The organism is Chitinophaga sp. GbtcB8, assembly GCF_019091455.1.
GTDB lineage: Bacteria > Bacteroidota > Bacteroidia > Chitinophagales > Chitinophagaceae > Chitinophaga.
Window position 1 is genome coordinate 1 of sequence record NZ_JAGXJN010000007.1, and the last position, 19,690, is coordinate 19,690.

Annotated in this window: 17 protein-coding genes and 1 other RNA gene; 8 read left to right on the plus strand and 10 right to left on the minus strand. The window is 48.1% G+C overall.

Going from position 1 to position 19,690, the window contains the following annotated elements:
- Both KVT36_RS09210 and KVT36_RS09215 read left to right on the plus strand, forming a co-directional pair.
- Positions 1-993, plus strand: a 993-nt coding sequence (locus tag KVT36_RS09210) for an aldehyde dehydrogenase family protein (RefSeq protein ID WP_217603207.1), incomplete at its 5' end; no start/stop codon positions are given.
- An 845-nt stretch (positions 994-1,838) separates the two neighbouring features.
- Positions 1,839-3,509, plus strand: coding sequence for a S8 family peptidase (locus KVT36_RS09215; RefSeq protein WP_217603208.1), 1,671 nt, complete (start codon positions 1,839-1,841; stop codon positions 3,507-3,509).
- A 78-nt stretch (positions 3,510-3,587) separates the two neighbouring features.
- Here KVT36_RS09215 and KVT36_RS09220 read toward each other — a convergent pair whose 3' ends face one another.
- From KVT36_RS09220 to bioD, 10 genes are all read right to left on the minus strand, one after another.
- Positions 3,588-4,001, minus strand: coding sequence for a DUF4870 domain-containing protein (locus tag KVT36_RS09220; RefSeq protein WP_217603209.1), 414 nt, complete (start codon positions 3,999-4,001; stop codon positions 3,588-3,590).
- A 54-nt stretch (positions 4,002-4,055) separates the two neighbouring features.
- Positions 4,056-4,428: RNase P RNA component class A (gene rnpB / locus KVT36_RS09225), an RNA gene on the minus strand.
- A gap of 23 nt (positions 4,429-4,451) precedes the next feature.
- Positions 4,452-5,477 carry a Smr/MutS family protein gene (locus tag KVT36_RS09230; protein WP_217603210.1) on the minus strand — a complete coding sequence of 342 codons (1,026 nt, stop codon included), beginning with the start codon at positions 5,475-5,477 and terminating at the stop codon, positions 4,452-4,454.
- A 211-nt stretch (positions 5,478-5,688) separates the two neighbouring features.
- Positions 5,689-6,126 (minus strand): DoxX family protein, encoded by a 438-nt coding sequence (locus KVT36_RS09235; protein WP_217603211.1) that lies wholly within the window; start codon positions 6,124-6,126, stop codon positions 5,689-5,691.
- Positions 6,127-6,507: 381 nt separating this feature from the next.
- Entirely contained in the window at positions 6,508-8,139 is a 1,632-nt protein-coding gene (locus KVT36_RS09240) for an amino acid permease (protein WP_217603212.1), read from the minus strand.
- Between the two features lie 47 nt (positions 8,140-8,186).
- Positions 8,187-9,158 carry a polyprenyl synthetase family protein gene (locus KVT36_RS09245; RefSeq protein ID WP_217603213.1) on the minus strand — a complete coding sequence of 324 codons (972 nt, stop codon included), beginning with the start codon at positions 9,156-9,158 and terminating at the stop codon, positions 8,187-8,189.
- A 47-nt stretch (positions 9,159-9,205) separates the two neighbouring features.
- Complete coding sequence (rnr, locus tag KVT36_RS09250) at positions 9,206-11,392, minus strand: ribonuclease R (protein ID WP_256449956.1); 2,187 nt, start codon at positions 11,390-11,392, stop codon at positions 9,206-9,208.
- The gene (gene lpxK / locus KVT36_RS09255) at positions 11,392-12,471 is read right to left on the minus strand and encodes a tetraacyldisaccharide 4'-kinase (protein WP_217603214.1); all 1,080 of its coding nucleotides are present in this window, start codon (positions 12,469-12,471) and stop codon (positions 11,392-11,394) included. The genes rnr and lpxK overlap by 1 nt, the downstream gene beginning before the upstream one ends.
- The gene (locus tag KVT36_RS09260) at positions 12,468-13,052 is read right to left on the minus strand and encodes a 5-formyltetrahydrofolate cyclo-ligase (RefSeq protein ID WP_217603215.1); all 585 of its coding nucleotides are present in this window, start codon (positions 13,050-13,052) and stop codon (positions 12,468-12,470) included. The genes lpxK and KVT36_RS09260 overlap by 4 nt, the downstream gene beginning before the upstream one ends.
- Positions 13,053-13,076: 24 nt before the next feature.
- Positions 13,077-13,700 (minus strand): dethiobiotin synthase, encoded by a 624-nt coding sequence (gene bioD, locus KVT36_RS09265; RefSeq protein WP_217603216.1) that lies wholly within the window; start codon positions 13,698-13,700, stop codon positions 13,077-13,079.
- Positions 13,701-13,800: 100 nt separating this feature from the next.
- Between bioD and KVT36_RS09270 the strand changes: the two genes are divergently transcribed.
- From KVT36_RS09270 to smpB, 6 genes are all read left to right on the plus strand, one after another.
- Positions 13,801-15,159, plus strand: coding sequence for a pyridoxal-phosphate dependent enzyme (locus KVT36_RS09270; RefSeq protein WP_217603217.1), 1,359 nt, complete (start codon positions 13,801-13,803; stop codon positions 15,157-15,159).
- Positions 15,160-15,220: 61 nt separating this feature from the next.
- Positions 15,221-16,063, plus strand: coding sequence for a helical backbone metal receptor (locus KVT36_RS09275; RefSeq protein WP_217603218.1), 843 nt, complete (start codon positions 15,221-15,223; stop codon positions 16,061-16,063).
- A 111-nt stretch (positions 16,064-16,174) separates the two neighbouring features.
- Positions 16,175-16,576, plus strand: a complete 402-nt coding sequence (locus KVT36_RS09280) for a ubiquinol-cytochrome c reductase iron-sulfur subunit (RefSeq protein ID WP_217603219.1) — start codon at positions 16,175-16,177, stop codon at positions 16,574-16,576.
- Positions 16,577-16,905: 329 nt separating this feature from the next.
- On the plus strand, positions 16,906-17,973 hold the full coding sequence (gene fbaA / locus KVT36_RS09285; protein WP_217603220.1) for a class II fructose-bisphosphate aldolase: 1,068 nt from the start codon (positions 16,906-16,908) through the stop codon (positions 17,971-17,973).
- A gap of 340 nt (positions 17,974-18,313) precedes the next feature.
- Positions 18,314-19,162 carry an acetyl-CoA carboxylase, carboxyltransferase subunit beta gene (gene accD / locus KVT36_RS09290; RefSeq protein WP_217603221.1) on the plus strand — a complete coding sequence of 283 codons (849 nt, stop codon included), beginning with the start codon at positions 18,314-18,316 and terminating at the stop codon, positions 19,160-19,162.
- 79 nt (positions 19,163-19,241) lie between these two features.
- Positions 19,242-19,679: an SsrA-binding protein gene (gene smpB, locus KVT36_RS09295; RefSeq protein ID WP_089916960.1), complete on the plus strand. Its 438-nt coding sequence runs from the start codon at positions 19,242-19,244 to the stop codon at positions 19,677-19,679.
- Positions 19,680-19,690: the final 11 nt, after the last annotated feature.

Consider the following 19,690-nt stretch of genomic DNA (forward strand, 5'->3'; position numbering starts at 1 on the left):
GTATGCATCTGGAAGCCATCTGAAAAAACACCGGTTACCGCACTGGTATGCCAGCATATTGTACAAAGCGTATTTGCCGCCAACCAGGTACCGGAAGGGGTTTGTAACCTGGTAACCGGTGGCCGCGAGGTGGGCGAATGGTTAACGCATGATACCCGTATACCGCTGGTATCCGCCACAGGATCTACCCGCATGGGTAAGGCCGTGGGCAGCGCAGTAGGCGCCCGTTTAGGCAGGGCTTTGCTGGAGCTGGGTGGTAACAATGCCATTATTATCTCTGAAGCAGCCGACCTGGATATGTCGCTCATAGGATGTGTATTTGGCGCCGTGGGTACTGCAGGACAACGCTGTACCTCCACCCGCCGCCTCATTATCCATGAAAGCGTATATGATGCTTTTACACAAAAGCTGGTGAATGCCTACAAACAGCTTCGTATAGGCGACCCCTTAAATGAAAATAACCACGTAGGCCCGCTGATAGATAAACAGGCCGTGCAGGCCTACCAGCAGGCCCTGGAACAGGTAACAAAACAGGGCGGCCGTTTCCTGGTAGAAGGCCGCGTGCTGGAAGGCAAAGGTTTTGAATCCGGCTGTTATGTACAGCCTTGCATTGCTGAAGTACAGAACTATTTTGACATTGTGCAGCATGAAACGTTTGCGCCTATATTATACGTGATCAAATATCAAACCCTGGCAGAAGCTATTGATATACAGAATGGTGTACCACAGGGGCTTTCCTCTGCTATTATGACGCTGAACCTGCGGGAGGCGGAGCAGTTCCTTTCCAGCGCAGGTTCTGACTGTGGTATTGCCAATGTAAATATTGGTACTTCTGGTGCGGAAATAGGCGGCGCTTTTGGCGGTGAAAAGGAAACCGGCGGCGGGCGCGAAAGCGGCTCCGATGCCTGGAAGAACTATATGCGCCGGCAAACCAATACGATCAATTATTCCAACAGTTTGCCACTGGCACAGGGTATTTCCTTTGACCTGTAATGATATGTTTTTTAATGGCCTGGCGCCGGGTTATGTGTTGCAAAAGCACCTGACTCCGGCGCCGGGCTTTTATGGAAGCTGTTGTCACAGACTACCGGTAAGCCCTATACGGGAATAAAATGCCCTTCTCTTATCAATATGCTGCTTTGCAACAAAACTGCAATTGCATTAAACTAAATAATATATATAATATTTTTGATTTTGTAAGCTATTTAGCAACAATAGCACAAGCTCAACAATAAAGTAGTGATCCTGGGCGTTTTAGATGTTTGATTTTTTCCCTTTGTATATAAAAAAGAAGCGAGGTTAGAGAACCTCGCTTTTTCGTTAAACGGAAACCATGCTTATGAGAAAAACGTCTGTCAGCCTGAGATGGCTTTCAAACATTCTTCTAGCAATAAATATTATACTTTTTTCCGACAATTCATATTCTACTTTTGTGCTATAATCCTTCCTTGTGGGTTCTATTAATCCTATTTTTTCACCCCGCATTTAATATTAAGTTAGCTGGTAAATCTATCCATCTTTTTAATGCATTGATTATTAACTTTTTGTTTATATCTACCTGAGGTATTGCATGAATTTAACAGCTGCTGATGTGGGAAAAAAAAGCAAGAATTTTTGCAATCAAAAAGCGCTGTTGCAATTCGCTGCTCAGTGATCAGCTTTTTTGAACGCTCGTCAGAATGTTGTCTTGTAGTAATTCCATTTTACATATCTTTAACCAAATATGGTATTTAAATTGTTTATGATAAGACGTTTATTTACCTGTATTATATTACAAGTGTTTTTCATTGAGAACCTGTTTATAATGCAAGGTTCCATCTGACTTAAAATAAATTTAAATGATTGTACGCAGAGCAGTGGCCGTACTGGCGGGAAGTGTTGTGCTAATGACAGCCTCGATCAGCACATTTGCACAAGGCACATCAATTCCCAGGAACTGGCACTTATTAAGCTATGACAAGGACAGTGTGTTGGGGATTAGCGCAGAAAAAGCTTACAAAGAGCTATTAAAAGGCAAAAAGAGCACACCGGTAGTAGTGGCCGTAATAGATTCAGGCATTGATACTACCCATGAGGACCTCAAATCCATACTTTGGACCAATCCAAAGGAAATTCCCGGTAACAACATAGATGATGATGGTAATGGTTATGTGGATGATATTCACGGCTGGAATTTCCTGGGCGGCAAAGATGGCCGCAGCATAAAGGAAGCCTCTGATGAAGCTACCCGCGAATACCTGCGTTACCGCCGCATTTATGGCAACCCGGATTCTACCATGGACCGTACCTCCCGGGAATACGCCTACTGGCAAAAGCTGGTGGAGAAGGTTGTAAAACCTACCAGCCAGTATAAAGCCTCTTACCGCACTATGACCAAGCTGCATGATAACATGCTGAAGTGCGCCAACATCCTGACCACTTACCTGAAACAGGATGACTTTAACGGTCCGCGCCTGGATAGTATAGAAACTACCGACCAGGATGTAATGGTGGCTAAGAACTTCATGACCCGCCTGCTGCAAAGTACCGGCGAGCAGAACGTAGCCTACCTGGACTTTAAATCAGAGTTTGAAGAGTACATTGATGATCTGAAAAAGAAAGCTGAAAGAGCAGACGAAGGCGAAGTAGATAAACGCAAGGAAATTGTAGGCGATAATACAGACGATATTAACGACAAATACTACGGCAATAATGACGTAATGGGCGAATTTGCCTTTCACGGCACCCACGTATCCGGCATTATTGCAGCTGCCCGCAATAACGGCCTGGGTATTGATGGTGTAGCGGATAACGTACGTATTATGGCGGTAAAAGTAGTACCGGACGGTGATGAGCGTGATAAAGATGTAGCCCTGGGTATCCGTTATGCGGTGGACAATGGCGCCAAGGTTATTAACATGAGCTTTGGTAAAGGATTTTCCCCGAATAAGGACTGGGTGGATGATGCTATCAGGTATGCTGAATCAAAAGGCGTATTGCTGATCCATGCAGCAGGTAACGATGCCAGTGATAATGATGTGGTGGACAACTTCCCCAGCGCACATTATAACGATCATAGCCGGGCTACCAACGTGATCACGGTAGGCGCTTCCGGCGCCGGACGCAAGACTTCCAAAGTGGCCAATTTTTCCAACTACGGCAAAACAGAGGTGGACCTGTTTGCACCCGGCGTGCAGATCTACTCTACCGTACCAGGTGGTAATAAATACGGCAGCGCCAGCGGTACCAGCATGGCCGCCCCGGTTGTAACCGGTGTAGCAGCCCTGGTACTCTCCTACTACCCCAGCCTGACTGCACAGCAGCTGAAAATGGTATTGGAAAAAAGCGTATCGCCTTTAACGGACAGCATGGTAACCAAACCCGGTACAGAAGAAAAAGTACCATTCAGCAGCCTGTCTGTAACCGGTGGTATTGTAAATGCTTACAATGCCCTGCAGCTGGCAGACAGCATGGTGAATGGCGATAAAAAGAAGGGCAAGCCAAAGCTGCAGCCCGTGAAGAAAGGATAAACAATTAATAATTAATAAGAGAAGCGCTAAATGCGGTGAGTTGATCACTACATTTAGCGCTTCTCGTTTTATAAAACATTATTTAACGATACGCAGGCAAAGCGGGTACCGGTACCGGATACCTTTATTGGCGCGTACGGCTGCAATAATAGAGAAAATGATATTCAGAAGTGATACAATGCCGTACAAGCTGATGGCGGAACCAAAGCTATGCCAGCCATCAAAATCATGATCGCGCCAGATGGAGCGGAAGGCCCAGATGCCGTGCCGCAGGCTGATCAGCAGGCCAATAGCTACATTTACCAGGCTTAAAGTGATCTGGAAGTTAAGGGCTTCTTTACCCTGATCATCAATGAAGGCGGATTCATTACGTTTAATGAGCCACATTACCAGGGCCCCTATAATATTTCCCACAAACGATAAGATGAACATCCCTATTAGTCCGCCCAGGTGTACCAGGGCGCCCCAGGTTCTTTCTTGATTCTGATCCATAAAAGTATATGCGTTTTAGTTTGGTTGCTGCGGTATAGGTACAAACAAATAACATAAAACTACAAACCTGTAAGCCGGATTCTGTTTCCCGGTTTGCACCGGAACTGCTATCATTTATCTGCGGTAACGCTCACACGTTACCTGTATCTGCCTACCCTCGGTCATCGGGCGGGCAGCCCTCAAACGACCGTATACATGGCATTTCAGCACGCAAGGTTTACCCTTCCAACATGTTGCCATATCAGAACGTGGGCCCTTACCCCACATTTTCACCCTTACCCCGGCAAGCCGTGGCGGTTATTTTCTGTGGCACTGTCTGTATCCCGGCCTGCGCCGGGATCCCACCCGTTAGGTGGTGCGTTGCCCTATGCTGTCCGGACTTTCCTTCCTTCCGTTTAACGGGAAAGACGATAGCACGGTTTGTAGTTTACGTTATTTGCGTTAAAGTTACTAATATTTAAAGGATATCTCCGTGGCCCCATATCCGTACCGGGGATGGTACTCGTTCACAAAATTACCTGCTTCCGGGGTTTGCCGCAGCAGCTGATGAATTTCATCGCGCAGCTTTCCTTTGCCCAGGCCGTGTATCACGATCATGCTTGGTTGTTTGTGCGCAATGGCCAGGTCCAGATAACGCTGAAATTCATTTAACTGAATGGCCAGGATAGCTATATTGCTTAAACCCCTCCACTCGTCAATGAGCTTTTCTATATGCAGATCTACTTCATACTTTGGCTCCAGGGGCGCATCGGGCGCCAGCTGTATCTTACTGTATAAAGGCGATAGTTTGCTGATATCCTCTGCTTCAAAACCGTAACGGGTATCGGGTTGTTTGTCCGGGTACTTCTCAAACAGCGGGAAGCTCAGCATGGCATCCCGGCGTATATGCAGCTCATTGAGCTGCTGGAATAACTGTTTAGGCTTTATTTTCCAGACCTTATTAAATGAAGGCGCCAGCCTGGGATCTTTATCCCTTGGGTAAAAAGTAAATTCAAAACGCGGGCTGTCGTTCAGAGATTCAAATAACAGGTCCGACAGGTAAAAGTGGCTGAAGGGCTGCAGATCATTCTTAATTTCCAGGTCCAGCTGTTGTTTAAGCCACACGCGGAAGTGTAAGGTGTAGCTGCGCTGGGTTTCATTGAGCAAATGGAATTTCAGCAGCTGTATATTTTCCTCATAACCATCTGCCTGGTATACCGGCAGTATGGAAAGGAACATGCCTTTATCTGTTTTGAAAGTTTCGTGCTTTTTCTTCTCTACGGGCAGCTCGTCGCCAGGTATTTTACGGGGTGCTGCTGCAGGCAGCTTCTTTTCCGTAAACCGGTAAAAATAAGGGAAGTCTATCTGGTCAAGGTATACAGGGAAAGTGGTCTTACCAACTTCCACCATTACCATTTCCCGGTTCACAATATCCACTACGGTCCCCTCCTCCTTTGAATGGAGTAAGATGATCTTATCGCCTATTTCATATTTCATGATTGCATTCTCTCCCCTGACAATTTAGATTACGATGTTTTTGGAATGTAAAATGTAAAATTTTAATCTTAAATGTAAAAGTTAAATACACTGATGTGCTGCATATTGACTTTTACATTTGAAATTTTACATTTATGATTTTACATTCTCTTAATCCGAACCTCAAATCTAAATGGTAAAATCGTAAATCTAAAATCGGATTTCCCGTATGTCAGGCAGGATGCCGCCGCATGTATTCATCCACAGAAAGAGGGCCGCTGCCTTCTATCAGGAAAAACACCAGTAATAGCAGCACTGCAATGGAAAGGCCGGGAATGCTGTGTACTGCAAACAGCCCTGTGCGGGAGTGCTCAAAAAACAGGGCTCCTACTAACACCGGTATGTTCACTAATACTGCCAGCCGGGTTAACGAACCTAACATAATGAGCAAGCCCCCGGCCAGGTGGGCAAATACAATGTAATGTGCCAGCGCGAAGGATATTACTGTTAGTGTTGGTTTTTCGTTGATCATTGCTGTTAGCGCATCCCGGTTCTGTACGAACAAAACGCCCATCCAGAATAGAAAAATGCCTAAGCAAATGCGCACAGCATCCAGCCACTTGGGATGATGCCTGTCGCCCCAGATCTCAATTTTCTGTAGCAAAGTCATAACATTCAGTTTTAGGATCAAAGAACTACTATACTGAAGTTACGAAAAAAGGAGCGCATTCAGGGCAGGCTTGGCGGTTGGGGGATAATCTTTGTTTTGCTTGGTTCATTGGATTGTGTTTCCTCCTTGCAGCTCCAACTCCGGACTGCGCCCGCCTGTTTGGATAATGATGAGGCATGAGGAAGCGTGGCAGCGTTGGTGTGTTATGGTGCTTTGTCAAGCGTGTGGCGCCGGGCAAAGGTCCGTCATTTGGACCTGCAAGGAAGAAGCGGATGAAGGCCCACTTAGGGGAACTACGAATTGTCAATTACGGATTACGAGTTGAATGCACCGGATGAACGCCGAAGCCATTGTCCTGCCTTATGCTTTCTGCTTTGCGCTTTATGCTTTAGCCGTGCTGAGTTTACTATTACGGTAGCTGTAGCTGAAATAGATCACCAGGCCGGTGAGGAGCCATATGGCGAAAACGATCCAGTTCTTGAGGCCCATCTCCGTCATGAGATAAAAACAGCTTAAAAGGCCTAAAACCGGTATCAGTGACAGTTTACGGAGGAATGAGAATATAGTGATGAGGATTGCTACGATGGTAAATAAATAGAAAGGTATGTTATGCTTCCAAACATCCCAGCCGCCGGCAAAGGACCACTTATCCCCGATCTGGGTATGGAACAGGATAATGAAAAGCACAATAAGCCCTGGTACTATCCATTGCCCGTTAATATAAGGCAGCTGAAAACGCTGGGTATTACTCTCCTCACGGGGCAGCAGCAATACGCCGCCGCATACCAGTATGAAGGCGAACAAAGTACCAATGCTGGTAAGGTCTGTTACAATAGTAAGGTTCAGGAACAGGGCCGGTACGCCTACCAGTATGCCGGTGATGATGGTGGCAAAAGAAGGCGTTTTAAAGCGCGGGTGTATTTTGCTGAAACGCTTTGGCAGCAGGGCGACGCGGCTCATGCTCATCCAGATGCGGGGCTGCCCGATCTGGAATACCAGCAATACAGTGGTGGTGGCAATTACAGCGCTGACAGAAATAATATAGCTGACCCATTTCAGGTTCACCGCATCAAACACAAAAGCCAGCGGATCCGATACCTTCAGCTGGGTAAAAGGCACCATGCCGGTAAGCACCAGTGAAATAAGAATGTATAGTATGGTACAAATGATCAGAGAGTAGAACATACCCCGGGGCAGATCGCGCTGCGGATTCGTACATTCCTCGGCGGTAGTGCTTACCGCATCAAACCCAATATAGGCAAAGAACACCGCGGACACGCCTTTTAACACACCGGAAAAACCGTTGGGCATAAAGGGATGCCAGTTATCTGTATTCACATAAAAAGCGCCCAGCACTATCACAAAAAGGATAACCAGGATCTTAAACGCCACCATGAAGTTGGCGCTGCGCTTACTTTCCTGTATGCCCACATAGGCCAGCCAGGTAATGAACACCACTATCAGGAAAGCCGGCAGGTTCAATATAATGGGAATGCTACCGATATGCGGGGCTGCCGCCAGGATCTCCGGGGTAGCATTGTCGTAATTGCTGATCAGCCAACCGGGCAGCGGCAAACCTATACCGCTCAATAAATTATTAAAATAGCCGCTCCAGGAAATGGCAACGGCTATGTTTCCAATAGCATATTCCAGTATCAGCGACCACCCGATAACCCAGGCAGCCAGCTCACCAAACGTTACATATGAATAAGTGTATGCGCTGCCGGATACCGGCACACGCGATGCAAATTCCGCATAACAAAGTGCAGAGAAACCACAGGTTATAGCCGTGATAATGAACAGGACAGATACGCCAGGTCCGCCATGGAAGGAGGCCTCCCCAATGGTGGAGAAGATGCCTGCGCCAATTACGGCGGCAATACCCATAGCGGTGAGGTCTTTTACTTTTAGTACCCTGTGCAGAGATCCTGTTCCATGCGCGTCTGTTAACCCTTCCCTTGCATCCTTCAGTATAGTGGATAATGACTTCCTGCGGAATAACGACTTAGACAAAGCAAGTTCAATTTTGGTGATCTGCGAATATAATGAGATTTACGATGTTAATGCTGGCGGCTTAAAAGGAAATCAGCCAGCTCCATCAGGGGCTTTTTACGGGAGGATAATACGGCGATGCTTTCCAGGTTATCAAATGCCTTTTGCTGAAAACGTTCTTTTTCCTTTTCAGCCCAGCTATCAATACTACAGTCGTGGAAGAGCTCCAGCACCTGCGCTACCTTATCGTCCGGGGCGGTATCCAGCAGCTGCTGCAGGCGGGTACGCTGTGCAGGGTTGCACAGCTCCAGTGCTTTCAGCAGCAGGAAGGTTTTTTTATTGGCCAGGATATCGCCGCCCTGCTGTTTGCCAAACTTTTCCGGATCGCCAAAAGCATCCAGGTAATCGTCCTGGATCTGGAAGGCAATACCTATGTTCTTACCAAACTCATATAAATAACCCTGGTTGCCTTCGCTGCCACCGCCAATAATGGCGCCCATTTGCAGGGAAGCAGCCAGCAGCACGGAAGTTTTCAGGGCTATCATGCTTACATAATCATCATACTTCACCTGCGAAGGATCCATGCCTTCCATATCCATATCCAGCTGCTGCCCTTCGCATACCTGTATGGCTGCACGGTTAAATACGGATACGATCTTTTGTTTGTAGCGCGACTGCACCCGGTTCAGGCATTCATACACATATATAAGCATGGCATCGCCCGCCAGGATAGCGGCCGGTTCGCCATAAAGAGTGTGCACGGTAGGGTTGTTCCTGCGCAGCGGGGCCTTGTCCATAATATCATCGTGAATGAGGGTGAAATTATGGAACAGCTCTACGGCATTGCCTACCTGCCAGGCATCTGCATGAATGGTATCAAACAGCTCATTGCCCATAAGGGCCAGTACCGGGCGTATGCGCTTACCTCCTATTTTCAGTATGTGGGAGGCTGCGTTGTACAGCGTAGAAGGCTGGTCCGGGAAATGTTGCTGATCAAATTGCTGGATAAATTGTGCTATAAGTTCCTGAAAAGAGTGCATGGTATAAAATGAAGTCTGAAGTCGGATATACTTTGATCAAAGCAAAATTATAATTCCTTTTTACGGGAACGTGGTTTGGCTTTAGCAGGTTTGTTGGCGTTATTATTATCGGCAGCTGCTTTAGGTTTAGGTTTGGACCCGGGCTTATTAGGCTTAGGTTTTTTACCTGGTCCCTGCTGCACCCGCTCCCCTCTTTCCTTTTCTTTCTCTTTGCGTTTGGGCTTGCCGATGTTTCCGGGCCTGGAGGTTGGCTGTTCTTCCAGATCTTCTACCAGGTCATAATCCAGCTGGCGTTTGGTGAGGTTGGCCGACATTACGCGGATCTTCACCTTATCGCCTATACGGAACCGGCGGCCGGTGTGCAGGCCTACCAGGGCATATTCGCTTTCATCATGCTTAAACTCATCACGGGCGGTCATGTTGTGAATGCTTACCAGACCTTCGCACTTGGTATCAATGGTCTCTACCCAGAAACCAAAGTGCGCAACACCGCTGATAACGCCGTCAAAAGTATCGCCAATAAATTGCTGCATATACTCCACCTGCTTGTATTTGTTGGCAGCGCGCTCTGCTTCCATGGCCTTACGTTCCATTTCTGAGCAGTGGCGGCACTTCTTTTCCATATACTTATCAGGGTGTATATCTTCAGCCAGGCATTGCGCCAGCACACGGTGTACCAGCACATCCGGGTAGCGGCGTATGGGGGAGGTAAAGTGGCAGTAATGCGCAAATCCTAACCCATAGTGGCCAATGTTATCCGGTGTGTAAATGGCTTTGGCCATGGTACGGATGCCGATGGTTTCCAGCACATGCTGCTCCGGTTTACCCCTGGCCAGCTGCAGCATCTCGTTAAAAGAGCGGGCAATATGGTCCGGGTTATCCAGGTCAAACTTATGTCCGAACTTGCGGGCAAAGATGGAGAACACCTGCAGCTTTTCCTCGTCCGGCGTGTCGTGCACGCGGTAAGGGAAAGGCACGGATTGTTTGTTAACCTTTATCTTAGATACATACTCCGCCACCGTACGGTTGGCCAGCAGCATGAATTCTTCTATCAGCTGGTGCGCTTCCTTGCTTTCTTTAATAACAATGCCAATGGGCTTGCCATCAGGATCCAGCTGGAAGCGTACTTCCTGTGAGGAGAAATTAATAGCACCTTCATCAAACCGGCCTTTACGCAGAATGCGGGCTATTTTATTCAGCAGCATCACTTCTTCTTTATGCGGCCCTTCGCTGTTACCTTCAATGATCTCCTGCACCTCTTCATACGTAAAGCGGTGATCGGAATGGATCACTGTGCGGCCCAGCCAGTGCTGTTTGATCTCGCCTTTTTCATTCATATGGAAAACGGCGGAGAAAGTGAGCTTATCCTCATTCGGGCGCAGGGAGCACAGCTCATTGGAGATCTTTTCCGGCAGCATAGGCAATACACGGTCCGGCAGGTATACGGAGGTAGCGCGTTTATCGGCTTCCTTATCCAGCGCGGTATCCGGCAGCACATAATGGCTTACGTCGGCAATGTGCACGCCTATCTCATAACTACCGCCTTTTATTTTGCGGATGGAAATGGCATCGTCAAAGTCCTTGGCATCTACGGGGTCAATAGTAAAGGTGAGCTGTTTGCGGAAATCTTTTCTTTTTCGTACTTCCGCGGCCGTTATCTTCTCCTTGATCTCTGCCAGCTCCGCTATCACCTCATCCGGGAACGACAACGGGAAACCGCTTTCCACCAGTATTTCCTTCATGGCCAGATCGTTGGTATCGCTGGCGTCCAGTATTTCTATGATCTCACCTACCGGCTTGCGGGTCTTTTCGCCCCAGGCTACTACGCGTACCACGGCTTTATCGCCGGTTTTGGCTTCGCCCAGTGAATTGGCAGGAATATAAATATCCGGTAAAAAAGCGCCTTTTTCAGGTACCAGGAAGGCAAAGCCTTTATTAACCTGCAGGGTGCCTGTAAATTCTGTTTTCTTTCGTTTAAGGATGTCCGTTACCACGCCTTCCATACGGCCGTTATTCTTATTGGAGTGGTCTTTAAGCACATCCAGCAGCACTTCATCGCCATCCAGCGCGGTATTCAGGTTCTTCTGTTTTACCAGTATATCTTTTGTTAATCCTTCTACTATTACAAAGGCCATTCCCGAACGTGTCACTTCAATCATCCCGCGAAAAGTCTTCTTCGGGCCACTATGACTGCCTTTTTTTTGTTTTTTCTTTTTATTCATCTCATGTCCCATTAAGTTCTAATATATGATGTTCCAGTCCCCACGATATAGTCAAAAATATAATTATTAAATGAATTCCCTTCCCCGAAGAGCAAAGATATTTCCACGGGTATCACCGCTATGCGCAGGTTCAGCTCCTGCAAACGCTCCTGTAACAGGTGCAGGCGCACGGCATCCTTTTCTGTGGTGATCACCACCTTTTCCGCACCGGGTAAGTCTTTCAGCTCTTTGTTTATCTTTTCCAGGTCGTTATTGCTATAGTAATAATGATCCGGGAAAGGCAGCAGGAACACCTCTTTAAAACCCTCTTTTAAATGTTGCACCAGGGGGGCCGGGCGGGCAATACCGCATACCAGCAGCAAAGTAGCATCCGGGCTTATGAGCATGGGCGCCTGGGTAAACAGGTCATAGGGCTGCCCGTATTGCAGGCTGGTAAAGAAAAGGCGCTGGTGTGGCAGAGGGTTTATTTCCTGCTGCAGGGCCTGTTTTTCCGTTTCTGACATATCAGGCGGGCATTTGGATACAATAATGCAGCTGGCCCGCTCATAACCTTTACGCCCCTCACGCAGGCGGCCAAAAGGCACCACATGGTCGCGGGTAAAGGGGCGGTTGTATTCAGTAACCAGGACGTTAAAGCCGGGTTTAATGGAGCGGTGCTGAAAGGCATCGTCCAGCAAAATGACCTGGGTTTCCGGTTTTTCGCCTAACAGCTGGGGAATGGCCAGCATACGCTCTTCGCCCACGCATACGCTGATATCCGGGAACTTCTGGTGGAATTGCATGGGCTCATCGCCCAGCTGCGCGGCTGTGCTGTTCTCATTGGCCAGCTGGTAGCCCCTGGAACGGCGGTTATACCCGCGGCTAAGGGTGGCTATAGTAAAATGTTCTTTCAGCAGGCGTATGAGGTATTCCACATGCGGGGTTTTACCGGTACCGCCTACAGACAGGTTGCCCACAGCAATAATAGGCAGGTCAAAACTTACAGCGGTAAGGGTGCCGGCATCGTATAGGCGGTTCCGTATCCACATTACCAGGCCGTATAACAGGGAAAAGGGATATAGCAGGAATTTCAGGTATCGAAGTACTTTCATCGTTTTTCAATAAATTGATAGATAGTAACGGGTGTAATAACGGTTTGCAGCGGTACATCGTGGATATCGGCATCCATGATCACATCTACCGGCTCAAACAGGGAAAGGCCGATGGTGCGCACATCCGGCCGGCATTGTTTCAGAAAGCGGTCATACATGCCTTTGCCGTAACCTACGCGGTGGCCGGTAAGGTCAAAGGCCAGCAGCGGCACAAATACCAGGTCCAGCGTATGGGGTTCCACAGGTATGCCGCCGGCGGGTTCCGGTATGCCATAGCTGCTTTTAACCAGGGGGGTATGCGTTTCCCACAGAAAATGCTCCATGTTGGCGGTAGCCAGGGAAGCCTTGCCCAGCACCCATTGCAGGGCCGGATAGGTTTGGCGCATCCATTCTACTATGGGCCAGGTATTCACCTCCTTTTTCTCTGTAATGGGAAGAAAGATGTGCGCCCAGTGAACGCGGCTATAATTCACCTTTTGACAGTTTTCCAGCAGGTGCTGGTTAAGCGCTGCGGCTTCCTGTGCCGGCATGTTAAGACGGCGTTCCAGGAACTGTTTTCGTATATCCGTTTTAGTGAACAATCAGTTTACTTTGTGTGTGTCCGTTCAGAACATGAGCTGTTTGGCCTGTAAAGCAATAAAGTTAGCATCTACTACAGTGGCGTGCGGTATGCGGCCCAGCTTAGGATAACCGCTCCAGCGCACAATATCCTCTTCGTTGGTATGATGATCACCATTGAAGATCCAGCCCAGCACCGGTATATCACTTGCCTGTAATACCCGGGCGGTAAGCAGGGAGTGGTTAATGCTGCCCAGGTAGTTCTGCGCCACAATAATCACTTTAGCCTGCAGCTGGCGGATGAGCTCCAGCGTAAATACTTCCTCATTCAGCGGCACCATTAACCCGCCGGCGCCTTCTATTACCAGCGTGCGGTGAGGCGGTTGTATAATGGACACCTGCTGCAGGATACGGGCCGGATCAATGGTCACCTTTTCCAGCCGCGCAGCCAGGTGCGGTGATGCAGGCTCCTGCAGGCAATATACCTCTTTATGGCATACAGAGGTGGTATTGGACAGCAGCGCACGCACAGTTTGCGTATCTGTGCCTTCCAGCAATCCTGTTTGTACAGGTTTCCAGTAATCAGCCCGCAGGGCTTGTGTAACACAGGCCGCGGTAATGGTTTTTCCCACACCGGTGCCTATGCCTGTAATGAATATCCGGTTACTCATAACGCGCAAAGATAACGGATGATTGTTGTTTAATGCGCCACGCCCTGCATTCCTGCCCCGATTTTTTCCCTTATTTTCGCTGCAATATTAATATCACGCTATGCAATTCTGTAACAACATACTGGAAACGATAGGCCATACCCCCTTAGTTAAACTGAACCGTGTAACGGCAGCGCTGCCCTGCCCCGTAATGGCAAAGGTTGAATTTTTTAACCCCGGCAACTCCATTAAGGACCGTATGGCGGTAAAAATGGTAGAGGTAGCAGAACAGCAGGGCCGGTTAAAACCCGGCGGCACCATTATTGTAGGCACCTCCGGCAATACCGGTATGGGCCTGGCGCTGGCTGCGGTTATAAAAGGCTATAAATGTATTTTTACTACTACGGATAAACAGTCCAAAGAAAAAATGGACATCCTGAAGGCTGTGGGCGCTGAAGTGATCGTATGCCCCACAAATGTAGAGCCGGAAGATCCCCGCTCCTACTACTCCGTGGCCCGGCGCTTATCCAAAGAAATACCGAACTCTTTTTACGTAAACCAATATGATAACCTGGCTAACCGGGATGCGCATTATGAGCAAACCGGCCCGGAAATATGGGAGCAAACCGATGGTAAGGTTACCCACCTGGTGGTAGCTACAGGTACCGGCGGCACTGTTACCGGCGCAGGGCAGTTCCTGAAAGAAAAGAACCCGGCCATTAAAGTATGGGCTATTGACAGCTATGGCTCCCTGCTGAAAAAATACCATGAAACCGGTGAAATTGATATGAGCGAAGTATACCCGTACATTACCGAAGGTATTGGCGAGGATTTTGTGCCGCAGAACTACGACATGCAGTACATTGATCACTTTGAAAAAGTAACGGATAAAGACGGCGCTATTATGGCCCGCCGCATTGCCAAGGAAGAAGGCATTTTTGTGGGTTACTCCGCCGGTTCTGCCGTGGCAGGCCTGCTGCAGCTGAAAGCGCAGCTTAAACCAACGGACCTGGTAGTAGTGGTGTTCCACGATCATGGCAGCCGTTATGTAGGCAAGATCTATAATGATCAGTGGATGATGGTGCGTGGTTTCCTGGATGTAAAAACCGTGAAAGATGTGGTGAACGGCCGCCGCAACCTCCCACTGGTTACCATTGGCGGCGAAGAGAAAGTTAGCGATGCCATAGCTAAAATGAAGAAGTTTGAAATTGAGCATATTCCCGTACTGCATAACAGTGATATCATAGGCGCTATTTCCGAAGGCGGTTTATTTAATAAGCTGATGGATGATGTGAACCTGAAAGATGCACCGGTGAAACAGGTAATGCATGCGGCTTTCCCGGAAGTGAGCATGGATACGCCTATTGAAAAACTGGCCGTGTATATTAATAAAGAGAATGGCGCAGTGCTAACAAAGGATGATAGCGGCAGCTGGCATATTGTTACGAAGTATGATATTATTCAGGCACTGGGGAGTTAATTAATAATGATGGAGAAGGTAGTTAGCAGGATTGTGGGTTGACTTCTTTATTAGTTATAGAGTGGAAAAACGAACTTTCATAGATCAATTGCACAACCATGTGAGTGTTCCTGCGCGGCCGCGGCGGATCATATCGGTTGTGCCATCCCAAACGGAGCTGTTGTATCATTTGGGATTGGAGGAAGAAGTGGTGGGGATCACTAAGTTTTGTGTACACCCGGAAGAGTGGTTCCGCAACAAAACACGCATTGGCGGCACCAAAACGCTGGACCTGGATAAGATACGCGCATTACAGCCCGATCTGATCATCGCCAATAAAGAAGAAAACCAGCAGGAGCAGATCACTGCCCTGCAGATGGAGTTTCCCGTGTGGGTAAGTGATATTCATACCCTGGATGAGGCCCTGCAAATGATACAGCGGGTAGGCGAAATAACCGGCTGTGCAAAACAGGGGCAGGCATTGAGCACACAGATACAGGAACAGTTTAAGGGATTGCATGAAGCCTTACCTGCTACGGAATTGCATACTGCTTATTTCATTTGGCGTAATCCCTGGATGGTGGCAGGCGGAGACACCTTCATTCATCACATGCTGGCTGCCTGTGGTTTGCGTAATGTGCTGGCAGATTCCCCACGATACCCGGCAATTACACTGGAAGAGCTAACGGCCCTTTTTAAAAATGTGCCCCTGGCACAGCAGCTAATATTACTTTCTTCAGAGCCCTACCCTTTTAAGGAGCAGCATATAGCGGAAATACAAGCCGTGCTGCCCGGCGCACAAATACGGCTGGTAGATGGAGAAATGTTCTCCTGGTATGGCAGCCGCTTACTGGAAGCACCGGGGTATTTCCGGAAGCTGCTGCACTCCTCCTCATATCCTGGCTCAACAGGCAACCTTTTATGATCACTCCACGTAACTATATATAAACACATTTATTCCTATTCATTCACGCTTTATTCTTTCACTAAACGTACGACCAAAATGGAAAGAAGGGACTTCGTAAGCAATCTTAGTATGGCTGTGGCACTCGCATGTGCCGGAGGGTTAGCCGCCTGTACCAAACACATGGCCGATGCGCCGGATAATAATAACGGTGGCGGAGACGCCAAGCTCACCGCAGACCTGGGCACAGAACTGTTAAACACTGGTAATTTTAAGATAGGCGGCGGGGTGATCCTGATCCGTATTGCAGCCGGCAATACACCATCGGCCTTCTCTGCCCTGTCCAGCACCTGCACCCACGAGGGCTGCACCGTTTCTACCTTTAACACCGGCAGCGACCTGATAGAATGTAATGCGCCCTGCGGCCATGGCAGCCGGTATACCGCTACCGGCGCTGTGCAGACAGGCCCTGCTACTGCTGCACTTGCAAAAATGACGGTATCTATTAACGGGAACACGTTAAGCGTTAGCTGATAAATTCTTTGCACGACAAACCAGCCACATATAAAAAGCCCGGCAGGCTTCTGCCTGCGGCTTTTTTTTATCGGAAAGCTGAAGGCAGAAAGCTAAAAGCTGATCACGTTTTGCTTTAACACGCTGAATGCTGAATGCGGAACGCTTTTGGCGTTTTATTACAGGCTTGTCTTTTGATATGCCTGTTTTGCCTCCCACTACCCGGTCTTCAGCGTTAAGCGTTCGGCTTTTAGCTTTCAGCCTAATTTCGGGCTTTCTGCTTTATGCATTGCGCTTTCTGCTTTTTCCCACTATATTTGCCCTCCGTAAACAGTAAACAATCATAAAATATGGGAAAATACAGAGCCGGCGTGTTATTCGGCGAAGAGCTGGAAGCGCTGTACAAAGATGCTAAGGACAACGCATTTGCTATGCCTGCCGTGAACGTGGTAGGTACCAACTCCGTGAACGCAGTACTGGAAACCGCTGCCAAGGTGAACTCTCCGGTAATTATCCAGTTCTCCAACGGTGGTGCGCAGTTCTTTGCTGGTAAAGGCATGCCGAATGACAAATTGCAGGCTAACATTGCCGGTGGTATATCCGGCGCCAAACACGTACATGAAGTAGCTAAATACTACGGCGTACCGGTGGTTTTACATACCGATCACGCTGCAAAAAAATGGCTGCCCTGGATAGACGGCCTGCTGGATGCTGGTGAAGTTTTCATGAAACAAACCGGCCAGCCCCTGTACAGCTCCCATATGCTGGACCTGTCTGAAGAGCCCATCCACGAGAACATCGAGATCTCCAAGAAATACTTTGAGCGCATGAATAAGCTGGGTATGTCCATCGAAATTGAGCTGGGCGTAACCGGTGGTGAAGAAGACGGTGTGGACAACTCCGGCATCGACAATTCCAAATTATATACCCAGCCGGAAGATGTGGCTTTTGCCTACGAAACCCTGCTGCAGGTAGGCCCCCGCTTTACCGTGGCAGCTGCCTTTGGTAACGTGCATGGCGTTTACACCCCCGGTAACGTGGAGCTGCGCCCTGAGATCCTGAAGAACAGCCAGGACTTTATCCAGCGGAAATATAAAACGCCTGCCAAGCCCGTGTACTACGTGTTCCATGGCGGTTCCGGCTCTCCCAAACACCAGATTGCCGAAGCCCTGGGTTACGGCGTGATCAAAATGAACCTTGATACGGATATGCAATGGGCGTTCTGGGAAGGCATCCACGACTACTACGAAGCTAAAAAAGGCTACCTGCAGGCTCAGCTGGGCAATCCCGAAGGCGCAGATAAGCCGAACAAAAAATACTACGATCCCCGCGTATGGCTGCGCAAAGGTGAAGAAACCTTTGTAAAACGCCTGGAAGAAGCATTTGCTGATCTGAACTGTATCAACAAGAACGCTTAATTCACGTCCATCAGGGATTAAATTATCGTAGGGTGAAGGGTTTCAGGCCTTTCACCCTTTTTTTATACCAGCGGTGGAGCCGGGAAAATGTCTCCATCCCCTGGTATTGTAGAACCTTGCCACCGGGCCGCAACGGCCTGTCCGGGCCGTTTTTCCCTCTCTCAGACACCCTTTTAACCCCGGCGCACCACCCCTTGTTTTATTAAATAAAGAAAATATATAATTTTATAGGGTAAGCTATTGGGAACCAGTTTCTTTTCCTGTAATATTGCGAACTGAAAAAGTGCGTGTGATTTTAATTCGTATCTTGCACCACTATTTTTTAACCTAACAGAAAAATATGTCAAGCTGGTTTAAACGCATTAAACAGGGTATCAATACCACTACCAGTGAAAAGAAGGAAGCACCGGACGGATTATGGCATAAATGTCCTAATTGTAAAAAAACCACTACTGTAAAGGACCTGCGGGAACATTACTACGTTTGCGATAAGTGTAATTACCACAACCGTATCAACTCTGCAGAATATTTCGAAATTATTTTTGACAATAATCAATACGAAGAGCTGTTTCCCAACATCTATCCCAAGGATATGCTGGGCTTCCAGGACCTGAAACCTTATGGCGAGCGTTTAAAGGATGCGCAAAAGCGCTCCGGGCTCAAAGATGCCATGCGCGTAGGCGTAGGCAAGGTATTGGGTAACAACCTGGTAATAGCCTGTATGGATTTTGCTTTTATAGGTGGTTCTATGGGTTCCGTTGTTGGTGAAAAGATTGCCCGTGCCATTGATTACTGTATTGCGCACAAGATGCCGCTGATGGTGATCTCCAAATCCGGCGGCGCGCGTATGATGGAAAGCGCATTTTCACTGATGCAGATGGCTAAAACATCGGCCAAGCTTACCCAGCTGGCCAGTGCAAGGCAGCCCTATATTTCCATGATGACAGACCCCACTACCGGCGGTGTAACAGCCTCCTATGCTATGCTGGGTGACCTGAACATTGCGGAGCCTAATGCCCTGATCGGGTTTGCCGGTCCGCGCGTAATTAAAGAAACAATTAAAAAAGACCTGCCGGAAGGTTTTCAGAGCGCAGAGTTCCTATTGGAGCACGGTTTCCTGGACCTTATTATAGACCGGAAGGAATTAAAACAACAGCTGGCGACATTGCTGCAGCTGTTTAAAAACTAAATTCATTTACGATCTTAGATCTACGATTTTATGATCCGCTCTAAAGTCGTAAATCTAAGATTGTAGATCTAAAATAGAGATGGCGGAATTAAAGAACAGATCGGCCTATTTTGAATATGCAATAGAGGATAAATTTATTGCAGGAATGGTATTGACAGGAACGGAGATAAAATCCATCAGGGCCAGTAAAGTGAGCTTTAATGATGCTTTCTGTTATTTTTCCAAGGGGGAGCTGTATGTAAAAAGTTTGCACATAGCTGTTTACTCCCATGGGACCTATGCCAACCATGATCCGCTGCGGGAACGCAAGCTGCTGCTTACAAAACGCGAGCTGCGGAAAATGGAGAACAAGCTAAAAGAAAGGGGTTATACCATTGTACCCCTGCGTATCTTTCTCTCAGAAAAGGGACTGGCCAAAATGGAAATTGGCCTTGGGAAAGGGAAAAAACTGCATGATAAACGGGAAAGCATTAAAGAACGTGAAACAGACCGCGAGCTCCGGCGCTTTGTAAAATAATAAGCCGGAAC

Coding starts and splice junctions, on each gene's coding strand:
- KVT36_RS09215 (WP_217603208.1), top strand. CDS start 1,839: ATGATTGTACGCAGAGCAGTGGCCGTACTGGCGGGAAGTGTTGTGCTA.
- KVT36_RS09220 (WP_217603209.1), bottom strand. CDS start 4,001: ATGGATCAGAATCAAGAAAGAACCTGGGGCGCCCTGGTACACCTGGGC.
- KVT36_RS09230 (WP_217603210.1), bottom strand. CDS start 5,477: ATGAAATATGAAATAGGCGATAAGATCATCTTACTCCATTCAAAGGAG.
- KVT36_RS09235 (WP_217603211.1), bottom strand. CDS start 6,126: ATGACTTTGCTACAGAAAATTGAGATCTGGGGCGACAGGCATCATCCC.
- KVT36_RS09245 (WP_217603213.1), bottom strand. CDS start 9,158: ATGCACTCTTTTCAGGAACTTATAGCACAATTTATCCAGCAATTTGAT.
- rnr (WP_256449956.1), bottom strand. CDS start 11,392: ATGGGACATGAGATGAATAAAAAGAAAAAACAAAAAAAAGGCAGTCAT.
- lpxK (WP_217603214.1), bottom strand. CDS start 12,471: ATGAAAGTACTTCGATACCTGAAATTCCTGCTATATCCCTTTTCCCTG.
- bioD (WP_217603216.1), bottom strand. CDS start 13,700: ATGAGTAACCGGATATTCATTACAGGCATAGGCACCGGTGTGGGAAAA.
- KVT36_RS09270 (WP_217603217.1), top strand. CDS start 13,801: ATGCAATTCTGTAACAACATACTGGAAACGATAGGCCATACCCCCTTA.
- KVT36_RS09280 (WP_217603219.1), top strand. CDS start 16,175: ATGGCTGTGGCACTCGCATGTGCCGGAGGGTTAGCCGCCTGTACCAAA.
- fbaA (WP_217603220.1), top strand. CDS start 16,906: ATGGGAAAATACAGAGCCGGCGTGTTATTCGGCGAAGAGCTGGAAGCG.
- accD (WP_217603221.1), top strand. CDS start 18,314: ATGTCAAGCTGGTTTAAACGCATTAAACAGGGTATCAATACCACTACC.
- smpB (WP_089916960.1), top strand. CDS start 19,242: ATGGCGGAATTAAAGAACAGATCGGCCTATTTTGAATATGCAATAGAG.